The 21,848-nt window shown below is 50.5% G+C and carries 22 protein-coding genes; 14 read left to right on the top strand and 8 right to left on the bottom strand.

Annotated features, from left to right (window positions below; translation table 11 throughout):
- Window positions 1-719 precede the first annotated feature (719 nt).
- Both MYS68_RS26280 and MYS68_RS26275 read left to right on the top strand, forming a co-directional pair.
- Window positions 720-1,535, top strand: a complete 816-nt coding sequence (locus MYS68_RS26280; RefSeq protein WP_248928685.1) for a nucleotidyltransferase domain-containing protein — start codon at window positions 720-722, stop codon at window positions 1,533-1,535.
- 97 nt (window positions 1,536-1,632) lie between these two features.
- On the top strand, window positions 1,633-2,259 hold the full coding sequence (locus MYS68_RS26275; RefSeq protein WP_248928684.1) for a DUF975 family protein: 627 nt from the start codon (window positions 1,633-1,635) through the stop codon (window positions 2,257-2,259).
- Window positions 2,260-2,357: 98 nt separating this feature from the next.
- On the opposite strand, the gene MYS68_RS26270 is transcribed toward MYS68_RS26275, so the two are convergent.
- From MYS68_RS26270 to MYS68_RS26255, 4 genes are all read right to left on the bottom strand, one after another.
- On the bottom strand, window positions 2,358-2,669 hold the full coding sequence (locus MYS68_RS26270; protein ID WP_248928683.1) for a hypothetical protein: 312 nt from the start codon (window positions 2,667-2,669) through the stop codon (window positions 2,358-2,360).
- Between the two features lie 24 nt (window positions 2,670-2,693).
- Complete coding sequence (locus tag MYS68_RS26265) at window positions 2,694-2,915, bottom strand: hypothetical protein (protein WP_248928682.1); 222 nt, start codon at window positions 2,913-2,915, stop codon at window positions 2,694-2,696.
- 213 nt (window positions 2,916-3,128) lie between these two features.
- A complete protein-coding gene (locus tag MYS68_RS26260) occupies window positions 3,129-3,353 on the bottom strand; it encodes a cold-shock protein (protein ID WP_248928681.1) in 225 nt (74 codons plus the stop codon).
- 125 nt (window positions 3,354-3,478) lie between these two features.
- Window positions 3,479-3,682 (bottom strand): cold-shock protein, encoded by a 204-nt coding sequence (locus MYS68_RS26255; RefSeq protein WP_248928680.1) that lies wholly within the window; start codon window positions 3,680-3,682, stop codon window positions 3,479-3,481.
- Window positions 3,683-3,940: 258 nt separating this feature from the next.
- Here MYS68_RS26255 and MYS68_RS26250 point away from each other — a divergent pair, with 258 nt between their 5' ends.
- Window positions 3,941-4,675 carry an SDR family NAD(P)-dependent oxidoreductase gene (locus MYS68_RS26250; RefSeq protein WP_248928679.1) on the top strand — a complete coding sequence of 245 codons (735 nt, stop codon included), beginning with the start codon at window positions 3,941-3,943 and terminating at the stop codon, window positions 4,673-4,675.
- A gap of 758 nt (window positions 4,676-5,433) precedes the next feature.
- On the opposite strand, the gene MYS68_RS26245 is transcribed toward MYS68_RS26250, so the two are convergent.
- The gene (locus MYS68_RS26245; protein ID WP_248931019.1) at window positions 5,434-6,243 is read right to left on the bottom strand and encodes a YitT family protein; all 810 of its coding nucleotides are present in this window, start codon (window positions 6,241-6,243) and stop codon (window positions 5,434-5,436) included.
- A gap of 111 nt (window positions 6,244-6,354) precedes the next feature.
- Window positions 6,355-7,254 carry an AraC family transcriptional regulator gene (locus MYS68_RS26240; RefSeq protein WP_248928678.1) on the bottom strand — a complete coding sequence of 300 codons (900 nt, stop codon included), beginning with the start codon at window positions 7,252-7,254 and terminating at the stop codon, window positions 6,355-6,357.
- A gap of 206 nt (window positions 7,255-7,460) precedes the next feature.
- On the opposite strand from MYS68_RS26240, the gene MYS68_RS26235 reads away from it, so the two are divergent.
- Window positions 7,461-8,198 carry a ThuA domain-containing protein gene (locus MYS68_RS26235; protein WP_248928677.1) on the top strand — a complete coding sequence of 246 codons (738 nt, stop codon included), beginning with the start codon at window positions 7,461-7,463 and terminating at the stop codon, window positions 8,196-8,198.
- 349 nt (window positions 8,199-8,547) lie between these two features.
- Here the strand turns inward: MYS68_RS26235 and MYS68_RS26230 are convergent, their stop codons facing one another.
- Entirely contained in the window at window positions 8,548-8,994 is a 447-nt protein-coding gene (locus MYS68_RS26230; protein ID WP_248928676.1) for an aminotransferase, read from the bottom strand.
- A 232-nt stretch (window positions 8,995-9,226) separates the two neighbouring features.
- Between MYS68_RS26230 and MYS68_RS26225 the strand changes: the two genes are divergently transcribed.
- Window positions 9,227-9,517 carry a YerC/YecD family TrpR-related protein gene (locus MYS68_RS26225; protein WP_248928675.1) on the top strand — a complete coding sequence of 97 codons (291 nt, stop codon included), beginning with the start codon at window positions 9,227-9,229 and terminating at the stop codon, window positions 9,515-9,517.
- Window positions 9,518-9,686: 169 nt separating this feature from the next.
- Here MYS68_RS26225 and MYS68_RS26220 read toward each other — a convergent pair whose 3' ends face one another.
- Window positions 9,687-9,881, bottom strand: coding sequence for a hypothetical protein (locus MYS68_RS26220; protein ID WP_248928674.1), 195 nt, complete (start codon window positions 9,879-9,881; stop codon window positions 9,687-9,689).
- Window positions 9,882-10,112: 231 nt separating this feature from the next.
- On the opposite strand from MYS68_RS26220, the gene MYS68_RS26215 reads away from it, so the two are divergent.
- The 9 genes from MYS68_RS26215 to MYS68_RS26175 all read left to right on the top strand — a co-directional run bounded on the left by MYS68_RS26215 (window position 10,113) and on the right by MYS68_RS26175 (window position 21,738).
- Window positions 10,113-10,967 (top strand): helix-turn-helix transcriptional regulator, encoded by an 855-nt coding sequence (locus tag MYS68_RS26215; RefSeq protein ID WP_248928673.1) that lies wholly within the window; start codon window positions 10,113-10,115, stop codon window positions 10,965-10,967.
- A 249-nt stretch (window positions 10,968-11,216) separates the two neighbouring features.
- Window positions 11,217-11,981: a sirohydrochlorin chelatase gene (locus MYS68_RS26210; RefSeq protein ID WP_248928672.1), complete on the top strand. Its 765-nt coding sequence runs from the start codon at window positions 11,217-11,219 to the stop codon at window positions 11,979-11,981.
- Window positions 11,982-12,378: 397 nt separating this feature from the next.
- The gene (locus MYS68_RS26205) at window positions 12,379-13,320 is read left to right on the top strand and encodes a diacylglycerol kinase (RefSeq protein WP_248928671.1); all 942 of its coding nucleotides are present in this window, start codon (window positions 12,379-12,381) and stop codon (window positions 13,318-13,320) included.
- A 38-nt stretch (window positions 13,321-13,358) separates the two neighbouring features.
- On the top strand, window positions 13,359-14,981 hold the full coding sequence (gene rlmD, locus MYS68_RS26200; RefSeq protein WP_248928670.1) for a 23S rRNA (uracil(1939)-C(5))-methyltransferase RlmD: 1,623 nt from the start codon (window positions 13,359-13,361) through the stop codon (window positions 14,979-14,981).
- A gap of 328 nt (window positions 14,982-15,309) precedes the next feature.
- The gene (locus MYS68_RS26195) at window positions 15,310-15,966 is read left to right on the top strand and encodes a hypothetical protein (RefSeq protein ID WP_248928669.1); all 657 of its coding nucleotides are present in this window, start codon (window positions 15,310-15,312) and stop codon (window positions 15,964-15,966) included.
- Window positions 15,967-16,060: 94 nt separating this feature from the next.
- On the top strand, window positions 16,061-17,254 hold the full coding sequence (locus MYS68_RS26190; protein ID WP_248925206.1) for an IS256 family transposase: 1,194 nt from the start codon (window positions 16,061-16,063) through the stop codon (window positions 17,252-17,254).
- 271 nt (window positions 17,255-17,525) lie between these two features.
- Window positions 17,526-19,190 (top strand): hypothetical protein, encoded by a 1,665-nt coding sequence (locus MYS68_RS26185; RefSeq protein WP_248928668.1) that lies wholly within the window; start codon window positions 17,526-17,528, stop codon window positions 19,188-19,190.
- 258 nt (window positions 19,191-19,448) lie between these two features.
- Window positions 19,449-20,111, top strand: coding sequence for a hypothetical protein (locus tag MYS68_RS26180; RefSeq protein WP_248928667.1), 663 nt, complete (start codon window positions 19,449-19,451; stop codon window positions 20,109-20,111).
- A gap of 1,045 nt (window positions 20,112-21,156) precedes the next feature.
- Entirely contained in the window at window positions 21,157-21,738 is a 582-nt protein-coding gene (locus tag MYS68_RS26175) for a type II toxin-antitoxin system PemK/MazF family toxin (protein ID WP_248928666.1), read from the top strand.
- The last annotated feature ends 110 nt before the right edge of the window (window positions 21,739-21,848 follow it).

Below are 21,848 nucleotides of genomic sequence, written 5' to 3'. Positions count from 1 at the left end.
AAATAACGCGTTGACCGGTCCGAAAAGTAAAGCGGGCCCGGCATAGGATTTTGCGCGAGCAAAATCCATGCGGGCAGCCGCGAGCCCGAGGCACGGAGAAACTCCAAAGGCATCGCACCGATAGTGAAGTGTGCCGGGGCATAGGCGGTTTACCCGAAGGGAAACCGCCATGCCCCGACAAACGCGAACTAGAAGCGAGTACTCCCTCCATACGGGCGGGTCCAGGGCGCCAGAGCGCAATGTTGTCAGGTTAACTTGTTTTTGGAATCGCGGATTCATCCGACAGAAAACCATCAAACAAACCGAACTAGCCGGGAACTGTTATGCCGCTCATATAGGTGCCAAAAATAGAGGAACTCACATTCGTTATTTTCGGGAAAATAAGCACATCTGAAAAATAGAGGAACTGAGATACGTTATATATACGAAAAATCACTTAGGATCTGGAAAAACAGGTAAATAACGCATCTGAGTTCCCTTATTCTTGGCAAATCAGTCGAAATGGCCATTATAGCGCACTGTAGTTCCTTTATGACCTGGGGACAGACGCAGCGAGCTGTTGGACTTAACCTGACAACATTGCGCCTGAGCGCCTGGGGGCTCCCCGGTGGGGGGATTTAGGGGGGCTCCCTCAAGGAAAAAACAGGAAATCCTCGCTCGAAAGCGAATATGTTGTTGTAAAAGCGCTTACTACGGCGCCGAAGAGGAGGAATATGTTCATGGATGTGCAGCAGAGGCTGGACGCCTTAAGAGAGCATCACCGGAATGCGGTGATTCACCTTGCCGAACGGGTGCGGAACGATCCCGATTTTTTGGCGGTCGTCATTATCGGGTCCGTGGCTAAGGGCATTGCCCGAGAAGATTCGGACATCGATTGCTACATTGTGGCGAAGGACGAGGTGTTCGCGGAGAGAAGAGAGCGGGACGATCTGTTTTTCAACGAAAGGGAGGGCTGCAATTATCCGGGGGGTTATTATGACGGTAAAATCGTCAATTACGATTTCATCAAAGCCGCCGCGGAAAAAGGCAGCGAGCCGACGCGCGCGTCCTTCGAAGGAGGGTTCGTGCCGTTCACGCGCATTTCCGGGCTGGGTGAGCTGGTCGACACCATCGCGGTGTATCCGGAGCATCAGCGCGAGCGGAACTTCGCCGACTTTTACGCGCAGGTGGCGCTGTATGGCGGGTATTTCGCCAAGCGCGCCTTGGCGCTGGACAATACATATTTGCTCATGCATTCGGTCAGCCAGGTGGCCCTGTTCGCCGGACGGCTTATTTTGGCGTATAACCGCATCTTGTTCCCGTGCCACAAATCGCTGAAGCATGCGCTGGAGAAGGCTCCGGCCAAACCGGACGACTACATGAAGCTGCACGACGAGATGCTGATGAACCCGACGAAAGAGACGATCGACGCTTTTATGAAATGCATCCGCACGTTCCATGACTGGGGGATCGACTCGAAAAAGACCGTCAGCCGTTTTGTCGAAAACAACGAATGGAACTGGCTCGAAGGGGAACCGCCGCTCAGCGACCGTTAAAAAAATATTTTGGAAACATCCACCACACTTCGGAATATATCTAAGAGGGACATTCTTGGTTCAGACTTCATAATCCCTTCTTAAGGAGGAGTTCGGTGTGAGTTACGTGGATGCGGGCAAATTAACCCCGAATCAGGAGCTGAGAGCGAAGGCGAGGGAACAGCTTAAGGGCAGGTGGGGCGTGGCGATTTTAACCTGCTTCATCTATGTGGTGATCGTTTCTATCGTCAATGCCATTCCGTATATAGGCGGCCTGGCGGTATTTTTGATGTCGGGGGCTTTCGCTCTCGGATTGGTCGTGTTTTTCCTCAATTTCCCGAGGGGCGGCAAACCGGAGGTGGTACAGCTGTTTTCCGGCTTTGACCGTTTCTGGCCGGCGTTTGGGCTCGCTTTCATGGTAGGCTTGTTCACGCTGCTGTGGACGCTGCTGCTGATCGTGCCCGGCATTATCGCCGCGTACCGGTATTCCCAGGTTTTCTTCATCATGAACGATAACCCGAACATCGGCATCATGGATGCGATCAGGGCCAGCTCGGAGATGATGCAGGGGCAAAAGGTGAAGCTGTTTTTGCTGCAGCTCAGCTTTATTTGGTGGTTTTTGCTTTGTCTGGTGACGCTGGGCATCGGCTTTCTCTGGCTGTACCCGTATGTGATGACGGCGACGGCCAACTTTTACGAAGATCTGAAGCGGGCGTCCATACCCGGAAATACGTCGCTTGTCTAAACTGCGTAGGGGCTGTCCTTGAAGGGCGGCCCCTCTGCATGTAAGGTGAATGGACAAGGCACCGGAGAGATCTTGCCGCAGCTTTGGCGACGGCCTGTTTAATGCTGCAGCAGGTGCATGTCTTCGATGTGGCGTTTCGTTTCCGGCGTGCCGAGCTCGTAAATCGTTTCGTAAATCTGCCTTAGGCCATCGTCGTACCCATCGTTTTCCGCATCGTCATGATACGGAATGGTCGGGTTATGCGCCCGCCAAAAGCTGTGGTTATCGACATTCGTCGTATCGTCAAACATTTCGGCCAGCTTGTCGACCTCCTCGGGAGTGGCGAGGATCTCGAATTCGAAGGAAGCGGCTTGTTTATCGTCGAGCACGGTTCCGGCCTGTACGGACACGTAGTACGTTTTTTTCTCCATAGCGGTTCGGGTCACATCCTTCGTTTAGCGGTAATAATAGAGCCAGATCGCGGCGCCGAAAAAGACGATGACCGGAAACAGGATAAGCCCCACCAGCGCCGGATTGGAGCGGATCGGGTGCTTGGAAAGCTCCTCGCTCATCGTATAATCCCATTCCTGATTCGGCTGCCGGCGCACCAAGGGTGCCGCCCAGATCACTCCGATCACCACGGCGATCGCGGCAAGCAGCAAAAGCACATTCAGCATATGATTCGTCTCCTTTTGCCAATCAGCTGTCGGAACATCATTACACTATTGTTCTGCTCCAAAAGCGGGAAATTATGCGAAAAGGGCGAGTCGAATCATGAAGCTGCTCCGGCACGACACGTTACATGTAAAAAAGTCTGCTTCAGCCACGGCTTGAGCAGACTTGTTTTGTTCATTTAAGGCATCTCTTTTTTGAGTCAACAATGGCGTCCGTTAAATTTGCACGCCCTTCTTAAGCGATTTCATGTCCTTATTAGGATTGTTAAGTTGAGGCAGCATTTTCATGCTTTTAACCATCGGGGAGTTGCAGTGCACGCAGATCGGCGCACTCTCGAATGCGAAATTGTCTCTCATCCATCCCTTACAAGCCTCGTTCTCGCAAGACCAGATGGAAATATTTTCAATCGGGACTTCCTCTAACGATTTCTTGTGGTACATGTAACCCCTTCTTTCCCGGTTAATTAAGAAAAACTCCTGATCGGAGTTAATCGAAGATGCCAGACCGTATTTAGTGAAAAAAAAACTGCTCCTAACAAATCGGGTTAAGAGCAGTTTCCTTTGGTTTAATATACTTTTGTGACGTTCTCGGCTTGCGGTCCGCGGTTGCCTTGCACTACGTTAAATTGAACTCGCTGGCCTTCATCGAGCGATTTGAATCCTTCGCCCTGGATGGCGCTGAAATGTACGAATACGTCGCTGCCGCCTTCCACCTCGATAAAGCCGAATCCTTTTTCAGCATTAAACCATTTCACTGTACCTGTTTGCATAGCAAATTCCTCCAATAATTTTTTAATTTAACATGATCCTTTTTCTTTGCAAAAAAAATTCACACATTGAAAAAAGTTACATCGTAAAAATGATAACCCTTTTCAATATGTGAATATTGTGGTTTCAAATTCAACAATTAATTACATCATAACACGGAAAGTTGAAAAAGGCAAATATTTTGACGTATTCCAAATGTTGGGGTATATTATGGTTGGTACTAGTACTTGGTATTAAAAAATGGAGAGGAGCGATTTATTTTGAAGTATTTTATCATCACCGGAACGTCACGGGGGCTCGGCGAAGCGATAGCCAAGCGGCTGGCTGCTCCGGGTCACCGGCTATTTTGCATATCCAGGAAAAGAAACGAACGTTTGCTTTCCGGAAGCGGCCTCATCGATTACTTCGAATTTGATCTGAATGAAACGGACCGGCTGGAGGAGCTGATGCAGCTTGTGTTTGACCGGATCGATCCGGCTGACGCCGAAGCGCTTTACCTGGTCAATAACGCCGCCGTTGTCGCGCCGTTGTCCCGCATCGAGGAAGCCGGTGAAGCTGAGCTGACGGCAAACCTGCACATCAATTTGCTGGCTCCGATGCTGCTGACCTCGTTGTTTATCCGGTATTCCAGGCATTTTCGGATCGAGAAGCGGGTGCTAAACGTATCTTCCGTGTCCGCGCGGAATCTTCTGCCCGGAATGAGCGCCTACAGTGCGGCAAAAGCGGGGCTAGACGTTTTCTCCAAATGCGTCGGAATCGAGCAGGGAGAAGCACCGTACGCGGTGAAAATCGCATCCGTTTGGCCGGGGATGATCGATACGGGACTGCAAGAGGAGGCTCGTTCGGCCGATGCGGGAGCATTTCCTTCCGCGGGTTTGTTTGCCATGGTGAAGGATAGAGGGTTGCTGGCCACCCCGGAGGCGGTCGCGGAGAAGATTGCCGGGCTGCTGCTCGGAGACCGGTTTGAGCAGGGAGCGGTTGTGGAGGAGCTGTGAGAGGTACGGTGAGGCGCCAACACAGCAGGCACAAACCGAGAGGCGGCGGCTAACAGGCGAAGGGGCGGCGCGGATGGAGTGGAGCAGCGAGCCGAGAGCCGGAAAAACCGGCTAACAGCCAGCGCAACCCCGCCGCCGGAGCGTCGAGAGGCGGAGAAACCGGCTAACAGGCGGGGGCGGGGCGCGGATGGAGTGGAGCAGCGAGCCGAGAGCCGGAAAAACCAGCTAACAGCCAACGCAACCCCGCCGCCGGAGCGTCGAGAGGCGGAAAAACCGGCTAACAGGCGGGGGCGGGGCGCAGCTCATAAATATAGCGGAACTCACGTTCGCTATCCTGAGGTAAGTCGGCACATCGAAAAAAATAGAGGAACTAGGGTGCGCTAAATCGTCGGAAAATGGCTTGAAGAGCCGGAAAACATGGAAATAACGCACTCCAGTTCCTTTATTCTTAGCGAATCGCTCGAAATGGCCATTATAGCGCACCACAGTTCCTTTATGAGCCTGGGGGGACAGCGAAGTGAGGACGAAAAGGGTTTCATGGGCAGGCTACTTTTTCGGCATTCCCAGGAAGTGCACTTGGCAGCCACTGACTGTCTGACCGGATCCTCTCGGCGTTCCGGCGCACTACATGGGGGATTCACCGTCTGCGCCTCATCCAATAAACGAGTGCAAACACCCCAAACGCCAAAACGCGCTTACAGCGGCGGCCGGGCGTTCGCCCCCGTGGCCGCTGCTGTAAGCGCGCTTTTTCGCAGCTGCTAGTGAATATCCTTCTTCTTGAAGCGGCCGCCCTTCACATCGTGGATGTTGCCGATCGCGAGAAACGCGTTCGGGTCGAAGCCGTCGACGATCGATTTCAGCTTCGCTTCCTCCAGACGGGTGATGACGCAGAAGATCACCTGCTTGCTGTCGCCGGTGTATCCCCCCGTGCCCTTCAAATACGTGACGCCGCGGCCGAGGCGCTCCACAATCGCGTCGCCGATATCCTTGCTGCGGTCGCTGATGATCCAGACCGACTTCGATTCGTCGAAGCCTTCGAGCGTGATATCGATCAGCTTAAAAGCGATATAATAGGCAATCAGCGAGTACATCGCATGATCCCAGCCGAACACAAAGCCGGCGCTGCCGAGGATAAAGATGTTGAAAAACATGACGACCTCGCCGACGGAAAAAGGCAGCTTTTTGCTGAACAAAATCGCAACAATTTCCGTACCGTCGAGCGAGCCGCCGTTCCGGATGACTATGCCGACGCCGACCCCGAGAACAATGCCGCCGAACACGGCGGAAAGCAGCGGATCGACCGTCACCGGCGGCACATCGTGCAGCAAAAACGTGCCGATGGACATAATCGTAACGGAGAACAACGTGGAAATCGCGAATGTTTTCCCGATTTGTTTATACCCGACGAGCAGAAACGGCAGGTTGAGCAGCAGCAGGAACAGACCGACCGGCAGACCGCTCAAATGGGAGAAAATGATCGAGATACCGACCACGCCTCCGTCAATGATGTTATTAGGGATCAAAAATTCCTCAAGGCCCAAAGAAACGAGAACGGCTCCAAGGGTCATAAATAAAACTCTTCGTACGACATCGACGCGTTTGAGCTTAAGGTGCTCCTTCTTGCGCTGCGGCTTCGTTTTCGTTACGGTTTCCGGCAAATTCATCTCCCTTTCTTTGTTTTACTTCATCACTTCACCCTTCATCTTCAATTTGAACTCCTTCGGAGAACATTGATTGCACCGCTTGAACATCTTGTAAAACTGCGCCATATTCGGAATGCCGACCGACTCGCCGACCTCGGCGATGCTGACGTCGCGCGTCAGAAGCAGCCGCTCCGCCTTCTTGATTCTCTTGTAGTTGACGTAATCGACAAACGACATGCCCATCACTTTTTTAAAATACTTGATAAAATAATGATAGCTCAGATTCAGCATGCTGCTGACGTCGTCGATGTGGATTTTCTCGGCGAGGTGCTGCTCGATAAAGTCCAAGGCGGGCTGCAGCCGGATCAGCTCGGTATCCGGGGCTGGCTGGATGATTCCTTTGCGGTCATTGCGGAGCAGGAGGAGCAGCATCCGCTTGATCAGCGCGCTGATCGCGATTTCGTAGCCTTTGGCTTTCGACTGCGTCTCTTCCAGGATTTCAGAAATGATGCGAAACGCTTCCTGGCGGACGGCGGTGTTTTCGCGGAAAATGTAGTTCAGCTCGCTCAGCGGATAGTGCAGCTCGGAGAAGCAGCTCATATACGGCATCGTGCTTTGGTCAAAATACTGCGCCATGTCGAACTGCAGCACAATGTAGTGGAGATCGGCCGGATCGGCCTTCTTCGTGCGATGAAGCTGCGAGGAGCCGAGCAAAATCACATCGCCGGGCGCGAGCGTAACCAGCTCATCCTTCGAATTAACGGTCAGAAAACCTTCGTTGATCGCGAGAAATTCGATTTCCTTGTGGTAATGCCAGTTCCACATCTTCGGCTGCTCGGCGCGGCCGTTACGGCTCGTGATTTCGAAGACCTTGATGCAGAGAAGCGGATTTTGGTAATGAATTTTCTCGTTGTGAATGGCGGCACTTGTTTCCATGAAGGCCTGGGCTCCTTTTCCAGATGGAGGATGAAGCACTTTTGAATAGCTCGGATGCTGTCCGTATCTCAATTATAACACGAGTCGGAGGGTAAAGGACACTTTTGCATAAAGAGGCGGCAACTTTGCGCATATTTTTTTTCGCCTAACTTGAATATACTGAGGGTAGCGATGTTGAAATCTATGGGACAAAGGATGAGGATAAAATGGGCAAGCTGCGCGTAACCGTATGGAACGAATTCCGTCATGAAAAAGAAAGCGAAACGATCCGCTCCGTGTACCCGAACGGGATTCATCAGGCGATCGGGGAAGGGCTCGGCACGACCGATTTTGAAATTTCGTACGCGACGCTGGACGACCCGGAGCACGGCCTGTCCGAAGAGAAGCTGCAAAACACCGATGTGCTCATCTGGTGGGGGCATAAGGCTCACGGCGAAGTGCAGGACGAGATCGTGAACCGCGTGTATGACCGCGTCCTGCACGGCATGGGGCTCGTGGTGCTGCATTCCGGGCATTTCTCGAAAATTTTCAAAAAGCTCATGGGCACCTCCTGCGATCTGAAATGGCGCGAAGCCGGCGAGAAGGAACGTCTCTGGGTCGTAGCTCCGGGCCATCCGATCGTGGAGGGCATTGGTGAATTTTTCGAGCTCGAGCATGAGGAAATGTACGGCGAGCATTTCGATATCCCGCAGCCGGATGAGCTGGTGCTCGTCAGCTGGTTCGAGGGCGGCAACGTATTCCGCAGCGGCTGCTGTTATTCCCGCGGCCAGGGCAAAATCTTCTACTTCCGTCCGGGGCACGAAACGCACCCGACATATTACAACGAGAACGTGCGCACCGTCATCCGCAACGCGGCCAAATGGGCCGCGCCGACGACCCGCGACTATCCGAAATACGGCAAAGCGGCCACTCCGCTCGAGCCGATCAAGGGATACAACGGATAAGCTTCGACTGAAAAAAAGAACTGCCTCTCCTTGGGCGGCCGTACCGGCGGCTAAAGGGCAAGGAGGGCAGTTCTTTTTGCGTTTGCAGAGGGAGTGCCCACGAGCTATGGGAGCGACTGCAGCCATGCTGTGGGCGGGCCGGCGAGTGCGTCGGGCGTACGGCGATGTATGTCGCTTCTTCCCATACGGGTCCATTGGACTCATCCTGCAGCGCTAGCGGGAAGCGGCAAGCTTGCAGCAGGCGGGCGGGCAAGAAAAAACTCCCAGGGAGGCAAATTCATCTTTTCCTCCAGCGTTTGGGAAGAAGGCTGCTGGTTGCAGGCGGGCTGGCCGAATAAGAACCAAGCGCTTAGCGGCGCGGTCTTCTTCCGGACGAGCGGCGGCGTTTTCTCCGGCGGCGTTTGCGGGCGGGGGACAGACCGGCGCTGGAGTCGGTCGTTTTCGCTTTGCTGAAGGCGTTGGCCAGCAGCTTGAACATAGGCGCCATCTGCTGGACGTTTTGCACGACCTTCTGTACCTTGCCTACGGTCTCCATGATGCCCTCAATTCCGCCCATCCGATCGATGATTTGCTTGATCTGGCCGAGGTTAAACGAGGACCCGGAGCTTGCGGCGGCCCCGGTGAGCCCGGTAGCCCCTGTGAGTCCGGTCGCTCCGGTCGCGGTCGGTAGCCCGCCGCCCTGATACAGAGCCGGAAAATTCGCTCCGCCCTGGAAGGCGCCAGGAAAGCTGGCCGGATTTTCGGTAAAGGCTCTCGTATGAACGAGGCCCTGGTTGCCGATGGTTTGTTTTTCCATACTGTATTCACAATCCTTTGTATTTGATGTATTCGCGATACTTTACTGTATGAGATAGGCATTTGTTTGGTATAGACGGATATCCCGGGTATCCGGGTTTTTATCACGATATTTTCGTCCTGCACCGCATAAAAATATTAACGTTTCGCAAATCTAAAGGGAGGATTTTGAGGAACGGATGTCGAATATGAACCATTATACGCAATGAAGTTCATCAAGGGGTTGAATGGCTATGCAGCTGAAGAAGCTCAATGACAAAGCGATCGATCAGTTATTTGAAGCGATTTTGACACTGAAAGATATAGAGGAATGCTACATTTTCTTCGACGACCTGTGCACCGTGAACGAGATTCAGTCGCTGTCCCAACGGCTCGAAGTGGCGCGCATGCTGCGCAAGGGCAACACGTACAACCAGATCGAAGCGGAAACCGGCGCCAGCACGGCGACGATCTCGCGGGTGAAGCGCTGCCTGAACTACGGCAATGACGGGTACAAAATGACGCTGGAGCGTCTGAACCGGTAGTTTTTTTGGAGTGTTGTCGGACGTGAGGATTTCGGTCGGGCGGGAGCAGGGCTTCGGGGTCTTCCAACGTACGGTGAATCCCAAAGGAGTGTTTCGGCGCCATCCGGGAGGCGATCGGAGCAAACGACATCGCTGCCCTATATAACGGAGCCGCCGCCGCATCGCTGCATCATACGCAGCGTGCGGCTTTTTGCCGTTCAGGCGGCGCGCCCGGGCCTGCAGCCCGGCGAGATTTTTGGCGATTGATTTCGATAAGGGCGGCTCGCTCTTCTTCTTTGGATACATCGCAGGTGTAAGTAACGAGACCGGGGTAGGCGGCCTTTGCTTTCTGAAGCTTATCCGCGTTTCTGCCGGTGATGATCACGGTGTTGCCACCACTTAGAAATCTGGCTGCAAGAGCCACCCCTTCCGCTCGCTCCGCCCGTAATCAGTATCGTATTGTTCTGCATGTTCATAGATATTCGCTCCTTTATGGATAGTGGACTGCGTCTTGACGGAGATTATTGTATAATCAAATCAAAACGGCATTCAGAGGTCCAGTTATACTAGAAGTGGCACTACCACCGAAAGATGAAGTCATGTGGAGGGGCACGGTATGTCGAAAATACAGCCCGATCGCTATAGCGAGCTGGCGCAGTTCCTGCGCAATCGCCGGGCGCGTTTGTCGCCCAAGCAGCTCGGTCTGCCGGAAGGGCGCAGACGAACTCCCGGCCTTCGCCGGGGGGAGGTTGCGGCGCTGGCGGGCATCAGTCTCGAATGGTATACCTACCTGGAGCAAGGAAGGCAAATCCACGTATCCGCCGAAGTTCTTGAAAGCCTGGCGAGAACGCTGCGGCTGGACGATACGGAACGAAAGCACCTGTTTCTTCTCGCCCACCGGCAGCTTCCCCCGGAACGCTCCCGCTCTCAAGAGGGGCGAGTCAGCGCTGTGATACAGCGGCATCTGGACAGCTTGGGGACGTCTCCCGCTTCCGTATTGGATGCGAGAATGAACATTATTGCATGGAATGCCGCATTCGCTGCGGTTCATGGAGATAACGGGAAGCTGCCCGAGGGGGAACGGAATTTTCTTTGGATCACGTTCACGTCGAAGGCTTTCCGCTCGATAAAGGGGGATCAATGGGAGGATCATGCCAAACGGACCATCGCCAAGTTCAGAGCGGGATTCGCCAAGTATGTGGATGATCCGTGGTGGGCGGAGCAAGTCGAGCGGTTAAGCGAAGCGAGCGCAGAATTCAAGGAGTATTGGCAGCAATATGACGTGCTCGATGCTCAAGACGCGCATAAAATCCTCAATCATCCGGAAGTAGGCTTGCTCATGTTTGTCCATCTCACGCTGCAGCCTTTGGAATCTCCCGATCTGGAAATTTCGGTTCATGTGCCGCTGGACGACGATACCGTCAAGAAAATCCGGAGTTTGCTGGACAAACAAGGCAAAAGCATAAGCTAAAGGAACCTTGTCGTAAGGAAGCGGTCGTAGAAATGGATGAAGCATTCGACAGGGGCTGCCGCGACGGCTTATTTGTTTATCGAAAAAGGCGGAGCCCTTTCTGCGGATTGACTTTGCGGCGTCATTTCGATAGCATGTTGTACAACAGAATGCGGGGCGGAACTCAGGCGGCGGACCGGATGCCCGGTCGATCTATTTCGCAAACGACGCCGGAGGGCGAATGCGCCGCTATGGCGGGAGTGATGGCAGGTGAAGCAGTTCGGCGTTCTCGTAATCAGTCACGGCTCGCGCAGCCGGGAATGGGTCCGTCTCGTCGACGAGGCGGTGGCGGACGTGCGGCTGCCGGAAGGCGTGCCGGTGTTCTCCTCGTTCCTCGAAATCGTCGAGGGGCGTCTCATACAGGACGGCATCGTGACGCTCGAAGCGCAAGGAGTGACGGACATTATCGTCATTCCGCTGTTCGTATCCTCGGGCAGCACGCATATCGACGAGATCAGCTACGCGCTCGGCGTCATCCCCGAGCCGTCGCTGCCGACCGACATGGAGCGGTTCGCGATTCGGGCGCGGATTCATTTCGCGTCGCCGATCGACGACGACCCGACGATCGCCGAGGTCGTCTACCGCAACATCGAGCCGCTGTCGGAGGACCCGGCGCGGGAGATCGTCGTGCTGATCGGGCACGGCAGCGCGGAGAAGGGCTTCCACCAGCGGTGGAAGATGGGGCTGGAGCGGCTGGCGGAGCGCATCCGCGAGCTCGGCGGCTTCGCGGCGGGCGACATCGCGATGCTGCTGCCGAACCAGGTGCCGGACGTCATGCAGCGGTGGCAGGAGCGGAAGCCGGACGGCACGGTTATCGTCGCTCCGCTGTTTTTGAGCGAGGGGTATTTTACGAGCGAGGTCATTCCGGAGCGGCTGGAAGGCTTTCGCTACCGGTACAACGGCAAGGCGCTGCTGCCGGACCCGCTGATCTCGCGGTGGATGGAGCGGCAGCTGGCGGTTTTCTGGGAGAAGTGATGCCGGGTGAAAAATAACGCTGCGTGACCGGATCGTCTTCCGCCGGAGCCCAGTCCCGAAAGCGAAGCCGAGCTTCGCTGTTTATTCGGGTGATTTGGCCGGGACTCTATGGAAGCGCAGGTAACGCCTGTCAGCGGAGGTCATCCGTCAGTCAGGATAAGCTTCCGGTCGAAGCCGTTCGATGAACGTATTCGTACCATGCAGGAGGCTTGGCTCCGCGAATCGGAGGTTGTAACGCGTAACGCCTTGGGCCGCGTATCCGTTCCGATTCCGCTGCAAAGGCGGCCGCTGCGCTTCTGCGGCACGATCGTCCGCTTATTTTTTCACCGGAATTGAAATAGATGTTGTTGTTGGTTAGGCCCTGCGGGGCAACTTATGCGAACGGGTGATTAAGAGCATGGTCAAACGAGCACGATTAATATATAATCCTACGTCGGGCCGCGAGGAAATGCGAAAGCGGTTGCCGGAAATTTTGCAGCGGCTCGAGCGCGGCGGGCTGGAGACGTCGACGCACGCCACGATCGGCGAGGGAGACGCGACGCTGGCGGCCGCCGAGGCGGTGCGCCGCGGCTTCGACATCATCATCGCCGCAGGCGGCGACGGCACGCTGTACGAGGTGATCAACGGCATGGCGGAGAAGGACCATCGGCCTCCGCTCGGCATTTTGCCGCTCGGGACGACGAACGATTTTGCCCGTGCGCTCGGCATTCCGCGCAACTGGGAGTATGCGTGCGATCTCATCATCCAGCAGCATACGCGCGTCATCGACGTCGGCAAAATGAACCACCGCTACTTCATCAACATCGCCGGCGGCGGCTCCATGACGGAGCTGACGTACGAGGTGCCGAGCAAGCTGAAAACGATGATCGGCCAGCTGGCCTATTATATGAAGGGACTCGAGAAGCTGCCGAGGCTGCGGCCGATCGAGCTGTTCATCCGCACGGAGGAGCAGGATCTGCACGAGGAAGTGATGCTGTTCCTGATCGCCAACAGCAACTCCGTCGGCGGCTTCGAGAAGCTCGCTCCAGATGCGAGCCTGAACGACGGCCTGTTCGACTGCCTGATTTTGAAAAAATGCAACCTCGCCGAGTTCATCCGCGTCGTCACGCTGGCGCTGCGCGGCGAGCATTTGAACGACCCGAACGTCATTTATTTGCAGACGCGATCGATCCAGGTCACGTCCCCCGACTACGTGCAGCTCAACCTGGACGGCGAATTCGGCGGGACCTTGCCGTGCGTCTTCACGAACCTGCCGAGCCACCTGCGCGTCATTGTGGACGAATCGGGCGAATCGTCTTACAAGAACACACGGAAGCTCTTCGATCTGAAGCTGCCGTAGAAACAGAACCGGAATAACATTGGAGTGACATAAGCCGTATGAGCAAAAAGAAAAGAAACCCGCAGCGCGGGCCAGTCGCTTCGCAGGGCGGCCGGGAGTCAGCCGCCCGTTCGAAAGCGGCGGTTGCCGCAGCGGAAGGCGCGCCGGTCGAGAAAAACGGCGAATACGAAGCGGACATTATCGGCATAGGGCATGAAGGCGAAGGGGTAGGCCGCGTCGGCGGCTTTACCCTTTTTGTACAGGGGGCGCTGCCGGGCGAACGCGTGCGCGTGAAGGTGCTGAAGGTGAAGAAGCAGTACGGCTACGCGAAGCTGCTCGAGGTGCTTCAGCCAAGCCCGGACCGCGTCGAGCCGCCGTGCCCGATCTACAAGCAATGCGGCGGCTGCCAGCTGCAGCACCTGAGCTACGAGGCGCAGCTTAGGCTCAAGCGGCAGATGGTCATCGACAACCTGGAGCGGATCGGGAAGCTGAAGGTGGCGGGAGAGGCCGAGGCTTCCGCAGGGTTTGGCGGCAGCGAGAGCGGGGGCGGCTCCGTGCAAACGCAGGAAGGGCAGGGCGCGGTTGTTCCTGCGGAGGAGGACGCGGCTGCCGGTGGTGCAGCGTGCGGCGTGGCGGCTGTCGATGCGGACAGCCCCGGCATCGTCGTGCATCCGACGCTCGGCATGAGCGATCCGTGGCGGTACCGCAACAAGGCGCAGGTGCCGATCGGCCTCGGCGAAGGCGGCCTCGTCGCCGGCTTCTACGCCCAGGGCAGCCACCGGATTATCGACATGGAGGCGTGCCTCATCCAGCATGAGCAAAACGACGCCGTCGTCACGGCCGTGAAACGGATCGCCCGCGAGCTCGGCATCCGGCCGTACAATGAAGAGACGGGGCAAGGCTTGCTGCGGCATGTCGTCGCCCGTTACGGCCTGAACACCGGGCAGATCATGGTCGTGCTCGTCACGAACGGCGAGGATATCCCCCGCCGCGACGAGCTCGTCGGCCTGATCCGCCGCGACTTGCCTGGTGTGCGCAGCATCTGCCAGAATGTGAACGTCCGGGCGACGAACGTCATTTTCGGCGACCGGACGCGCGTGCTGTGGGGCGAGGAGACGATCCTCGACACCATCGGCGACGTGACTTTCGCGATTTCCGCGCGCTCGTTCTATCAAGTGAACCCGGTACAGACCGAGGTGCTGTACCGCAAAGCTTTGGAGTACGCCGGACTCGGCGGCGACGAGACAGTGATCGATGCCTACTGCGGCATCGGCACGATTTCGCTGTTCCTCGCGCGCCACGCTCGCGAGGTATACGGCGTCGAGATCGTCGAGGAGGCCATCGCCGATGCTCGACGCAACGCCGAACTGAACGGCATCCGCAACGTTCAGTTCGAAGTCGGCCCGGCGGAGGTCGTCATCCCCGCCTGGCACAAGCAGGGCGTCCGGGCCGACGTCATCGTCGTCGACCCGCCCCGCAAAGGCTGCGACGCGGCGCTGCTGGAAACGATCCTCGCGATGCAGCCGCGCCGCGTCGTCTACGTCTCGTGCAACCCGTCGACGCTGGCCCGCGACCTGCGCATCCTCGAGGACGGCGGCTACCGCACCGTCCAGGTGCAGCCGGTGGATATGTTTCCGTGGACGGTGCATGTGGAGAGTGTGGCGGTGTTGGTGAGGGATTAAAGGCTGAGGTCCTAAACATTACAATTAGCATAACATACAAAGGCTAGAGCGGTTGCTCTGGTCTTTTTCTTTATGCTCGAAAGTTAAACGAGAAAGACCATTTTTCTCCAAAATGTGTTATTGTGATGATAAAGACAATGAAGAAATTTAACAATATTTTGTAATCATTTTTGTGATAGATGATAAGCCTGGTTTGATTGAATAGTTAGGTGGGGAAGCTTTGCTTCAATTATGAGTAAGTAAACTCGGAAAAGATGAGCATATTGGAGACTAATGTTTTCCGAGAAGCTCAAAAGTTATGGTTTTTATAAACAGGAGGAACAGTCACATGGATGGTATTAAATTCATTTCGGAGAACCTTAAAATCTTCTCTGTTTTAGTAGTCTCTATAATTTTAGTCCAAATATTAATAAAAGACGTGTATTTTAAATTGAAATATAGACCTATGTATAACAAAGTTGGAAAAATTTTGTTCAAGACAAAGATCCCATACACTATCAAAAATATAATTCTCCCCGTAGTCTTAATTGCTTCACTTACAGCGATTCAGCAACAATACGGATTTATTCAGCTTGGCAATAAAGATAATTATATAGCGTTGGTTATTAGTATTATAACATTGTACGGTATCTTGTACACTTTCTTGCAGTTTACAATCGGATATGCTCTTCAAAATAAAAATGATAAATATTGGGGACGAAGTATAACTAAAGATATCTTTCTTAAGCGCCTAGGATTTGAAGTATTTAAATCTACTATGTTTAAATTGCTAATAATGTATTCTGTTATTTATCCAATCCTAAGCAAAGCTATTCTCTTGGGAATTAAGGATTTTAACATTTCTAATGGTTTCCCTCAGGCTTTTTGGGAAGTGAGCGTATTATCTATTTACGTCTTATATGCATATCTATTTCTACAAAGTCTGAATAGCATGAAGATTTTATATGATATTCAAGAAAGACGAAGCTTAGGCTTGACGGTGTAAAATTGTTTGTGTACCAAGAATTGGAGCCTAGTCAGGCAACAAAAAAGTAGGGTATTCTCGGGATGGCGAAGTCACCAAGAAAGGAACCCTACTCATGGCAACTATACACCAAAACATGCTCTCGGAGCTATTTGAAAATCTTGTCACTCAATTTATTCAAGAAAATCTCGAGAATATCATGAAGGCTGAGATTAAAAGCTTCATGGAAGGCGAAGATCAAGCTGAAAACAACAGCCGTAACGGATACTACAAGCGCTCGCTCCATACCAAGTTTGGATACATCGATGACTTGCAAGTCCCAAGGGATCGTAACGGTGAATTCCAAACCCAGATGTTTCAACCCTACCAACGCAGAGATGGCTGGCTGGAAGAAGCGGTGATCCAGATGTACAAAAGCGGCATGGGCACCCGGGATGTGGCTCGCTTCATTGAAAGTATGTTCGGCAGCCACTATTCTCCGACCACCGTGAGCAACATTACGGCTACCGTGCTGGAGGATATCCAAGCATGGCAGTCGAGACCGCTGAGGAAGCGTTACTCTGTCATCTACCTGGACGGCCTTTATGTCAAGCTGAAACGAAGCACGGTGAGTGGTGAGGCCATCTACTTTGCAATGGGTATCGACGAAGATGGTCACCGGCAAATTCTTGGTTTTTACGTAGGCGGTCAAGAGAGCGCCAACGGCTGGCGAGATGTCCTGAAAGACTTGTATAAACGTGGCGCTCAAGAAGTGCTGCTCGGCGTATTTGACGGCCTCCCTGGACTGGATGACGCATTCCGGGAGATATACCCGAAAGCGGACGTACAGCATTGTGTTGTTCACAAGGTTCGGTCGACTTTTCCGAAAATTCGAGTGCAGGACAAGACCGACTTTATCGAAGACCTCAAAACGATCTACAATGCGATCGATCATGATCTTGCTATAGCTGCTTTCGATACGGTAAAGGCCAAGTGGGGCAAGAAGTATCCGAAGGAAATCCAGTCCTGGGAGGACCAACTCCCTACACTCTTGACCTTTTACAAGTATCCGGCGCTTATTAAAGAAGCGATCTACACCTCGAATCCGATTGAGCGTATGAACAAAGAGTTCCGTAAACGCCTGAAGCCTATGAATAGTCTGACCAATATTGATGCCGCGGAGAAGGTCGTCTATTTAGAGATACTGGAGTACAACGAACGCTTCGGCAATCGAGTCGTCCGCGGCTTTGGAGATGCCAAAGTTAAAAAAGAGCTTACCCTGATGTTCGAGGAACGCTATCCCTCGAACGAAACTGAGGAGCCGGCTTGACATGGAGCCTCTGCGGGCATGATGCAAGGCGACGCGGCGACACCTCGTAAACTCGTGTCGCCCTGGCCGTGAGCCTATCATGCCCACCCCTCCATATAAAGCCTTTGGAAGTAACTAGCAACCTAGATAGAACGCGCTGCTCAAGGCACTTATTGAAAGTAGTCAGAATACTCAAATAAAACGTCTATCCATCGTCCCGATGGATATTCCTACCGCCATACACAAACTTCTTGACGCTACCTTAGGCTTAGAGTCGAAAATAAAAAAGGCAGTGGCAGAAGAATATAAGCGGAGTTTTGAGTACTCATACGAAGAGAATAGCGATTATTTTCTAGATAAACTTTTTGGGGAGTTAGAATCATTAACTCAGAACGAAAAGATCGACATGTTAAAGCATGTTTTAAGAGAAGTTTTCAGTCCAGTGGAGTTTACCCCAAACCAACGCAGTATAGTGTACAAGCTTTTCAATTTAGATGAGCATGAATTTAATTATAAACCATTTTATTTACACAATTTTTTTAATAGTCTTTACAACAAGATCGAAAAAAATAATATGGAGCTAAGTCTGCGCGATCTATTAGCGATCTATAGATGGCATGACAATACTGTAAAGAAAAGCATTGACAATCTGCAAGACGATCAGGGTGAATCATACTTTAATAAACTACTTAGCATCTATTCTAGTAGAACCAATTGGACTAATGGGGACTGTGTTTATTTTAAATTGCCATCCGTTATTAGGAATCGTATTTCTTCCTTGGAAGATATTGAGGAAATTCACCGCCATGTAATCGGAAGAGAAGGATTCAATGTTATTCAAGAAGCTGACAGGTTCAATAATCCTGTACATGAAAATTCTCGAAAGGTGCTCGTTCAAAGTTACGATATGTATTTGGAAAATATGTTAGATCATTATAAAAATTATCTAACTGATCTGAAGCTTAAACAACATTCCTACTTCTTGGGGGCATTCAGTTCAAATAATAGGACAGATTTCTTAGATGATCGAACAAGTGACGTTATTTATAATTATATTACCTACATGGAATATACAGAACAAAATAAAGAGTACGCAATTTTTTTAGCTAATAAATTGGACTATAAGTACAAGGTATCCTTGGTTTTCTACCATCTGCTATATACTGGTCCCTCATGGGAATGGAAAAAGGATATTCTATTCTTTAGGCATATTATAAATGCTATTTGGGTGAATGAATCTGTCACCTCTGAACATGTCCTGGAATTCGTTTGCTATAAAATTGAAAACAGAAGTGGACGTAGAATTGATAGTGATTTGATAAAATGGATCAGTCAGCAGACTAATATAACGCGGCTGAACGAGGAGATTGTTAATAGGTGTTTACGGGAGCGGCATATGTCATATGCGAAGCTTCTTATGTTTATATATATCTTTTCAGATAACCGCCATTATCCAATGGATTTTTATAACTTTGATTTAAACAGAGTGACAACTTCATACCATCGGGATTGGAAAATTGAATTTTTGGAAGAGATGCTGCAAACTCCCAAATTGTTAGGTGAGGAGTTCTTTGTCCAACATTTGCTTTACTTTTGCCAGAAAATTTCTTATACAACAGACCATTTTATTTTTGAAAATGATTTTAGAGTGTTCTTTATCAATCGTTTCTTTAAGTTCTCAGAAAGTCAGTACATTGAATTACTTGAAAATCATTACTTGGGAAAAGGTATCATTGAGTTTTTGATTCTATGTTTAGGCGAAACAGGGTATGAATATCTGATGGAAAGAAGCGTTGCTAAATCTTTCTCATCTGAGGTAAGAGTGATCATTAATAGAGAAAATAAGCTAATTGAGGATTATATAGAAGGTCTAGTTAGCCAAGCCAATGAATGTAGGAATATAATATCCAATTTTAAAAAGAATGAAATTACAAAGAGAATAGAGTCTATGCTTTAACCGTAGATTTGATTTACGGGAGGATAAAGGGGAAAAATGGCGTATTCGCTTGTTCGATTGATTTGGCAGATTTTTTTATAACGATCGTCCAAAACTAAACTACGAAACTTTATTTAATCATTACTGGTACACACGGATTAACACGATCTGTCCAGGTATAGCCGTTGGATATTCCGTGGATGGTTCATGTCTAATGTTACAGTCTATTGCATGGAGGGTAATTTACTTCCACAGAGATCCAGCAAAACGGAGGTTAACATGAAGTATGAAGAAAGAATAATAGCTTTTATTGATATTTTAGGTTTTAAAAATCTTGTGAATGATGAGTCGAAATGTGAGGATATAGGAGCAATCTTAAAACTCCCTTATCTAATACGGCAGGATAATATGGCTAAAATGTTAAAAATCAAAGGTGTTATGATGACTTCTATTTCCGACAGCCTGGTTTTTTCCATCAGACTGAAGGAGCGTGGTGCCATGAACAAAATCACAAAGCTTCTTACGGTGTTCACGCAATCCCTATTATCTCAGCACGGCCTCCTGCTCCGAGGTGGTATTGCAGTAGGCAAAATCTATCACGACAACGACATAGTATATGGTCCTGGCTTGGTTAAAGCGTATGAGCTTGAAAGTAAAATTGCAGTATACCCTAGAATCGTTATGGGGTTTTCGGACTTTGAGAGTTCTATTCTATCCTGCAGCCAGATATCACAATCAGCGCTACGGGAAAGGTTTGTTACTGATAATGATTATTTTCTTATGTTGGATTGCTTTCATTATACAAATCAGCAGACATTGGAGTTCTTCCGCCACAAACTTGAACAAATGAAAACCATGGATTTAGGGGCACAGCAAAAAATCAATTGGATGAAAGCTTGGGTAGATAGAAAGTTAAAAGAGATTTCTTTACAAAAGAAATAAGGGGTTCAAGATTGTCTCGTATCTTAGCAGATTGGAGAGTTAGTTCCATTGAACAGGAGCTAATTCAAATCCGATTTACGCATTACGATATAACCAACCAGTATCTGGAGGTTGTAAAGCATTCCAATTTAGTAAGAAAATGAACCGAGGCAATTCCAACATTAAGTGGTGGATTTGTCTTTTTCATTTGTCAGTTATCAACTCGATTCGACTTGTAAGTGATATGAGATCTTCCAAAGGAAGTGAAAAGCAATGTCATACCAACTTGCAAATCCTAATAACTATATAGTCCGTTTAAGAGATTTCGGATGTGAAAATAAAAAAACATCGGCGTTGAAGGTATGATCGCCTAAAAATTTAACCGAGGAACTAACCCTTCCTGGCAGTGCCGTTGACGGTGGGCGTGTTTGCCTTGCAAGTTCGGTAAGGCATAGCCTGCCATAGCCGAACTTATAAAGATTTCCTTCTTTCTCATGTAGGATGTGACTGTCCTGGTTCCCGAAAGGGATAGGGGGACAAGCAATAATCGTGGTGATTACGGAGCGTTTGATACCAGACCTTGGCTCCGCTGAGCTTATCGCTATTTGCGAAGCTGATGATACGGGATACCTCGGCGATTATACGCCATATTACTATCACAGCTCACCCTTGCTACGCTTAAATTAACTATTTTGGCGTAGTAGGGGGGGGGATCGAGCCGTTTGCCTAACTCAAACCGCCATATAAAAATAACCCGATGCTTATGCATCAACTCAGCGGTTGCGTAGATACACATCGGAAGGCGAGATGGTCGGGGAGGCAGAAACTAATACATTCTTGAATATATCAGAATGAATTGCATATAACATAAGTTCAATAAAACAGGTGTACTTTTAAGTACAGATTTTGCAAGTGTAAAACGCCCAATGGATTGCTAATTGGGCGTTTTGTTTTATAATTCGTACAGATGATGAACTGTTCGGATATTCATATACAATATCAGTAATGGAGAGGAATCCCAATTTTTGTGTCGAATATTGTATTTGAATGGAGGATTGATGAAATTTTGTCCAAATACAATGAGCTAAAGGACTTGAATGAGAAATCGAAAGAAATACTACTTAAAAAAGCGGAGTCTGTTATTAGTCAACTAAAGCAAAGTGACTTTGTTAAGGGGTTGTCATTAATTGAAGCTATACCCAACTCGGTAAAGCAAACGTATGATAGTATTCAGCTCAATACACAACGTCCAAAAGAAGGAAAAGAGAAGAAGCAACATCCAATAAAGCCAATTAGGGGACAAATATACAATGCTTTTATTGGTGAAAATGTAGGAAGTGAGTTAAGTGGGGAACATCCTGTAATTATTATTCAAAATACGGCTGGCAATTTGTTTGCTCAAAAAGTTAATGTTTTACCTATTGAAGGTGACGGAAATGTAGTGAAAGAACCATATCAGGTAAAACTAACAAGTGATGATCTGGAGGATGGTGTCCAGTTACTGAAAGATCCATCACGAGTGATTATTTCGGATGTTCTTACAATTGATAAGGCGAAGTTAGGTATAAAAGTAGGGAAAATTAAAGATGAAAAAATGAAGAAAATTAATGAATGTTTAATGATCCAATTAGAACTTGACAAGAAGTAAGATCGAATGTAAAATGTAGACAAATGATATATCTAGTCTCTTCTGAGACATGACTTCGGCAACGAAGTATTTCTAATGAAAAAGGGAATCTTATGATTCCCTTTTTTACA

This window comes from Paenibacillus hamazuiensis (genome assembly GCF_023276405.1).
Lineage (GTDB): Bacteria > Bacillota > Bacilli > Paenibacillales > NBRC-103111 > Paenibacillus_AF > Paenibacillus_AF hamazuiensis.
The sequence above is the reverse complement of the archived record's forward strand: the minus strand, read 5'-3'. Positions and strand labels throughout refer to the sequence as shown.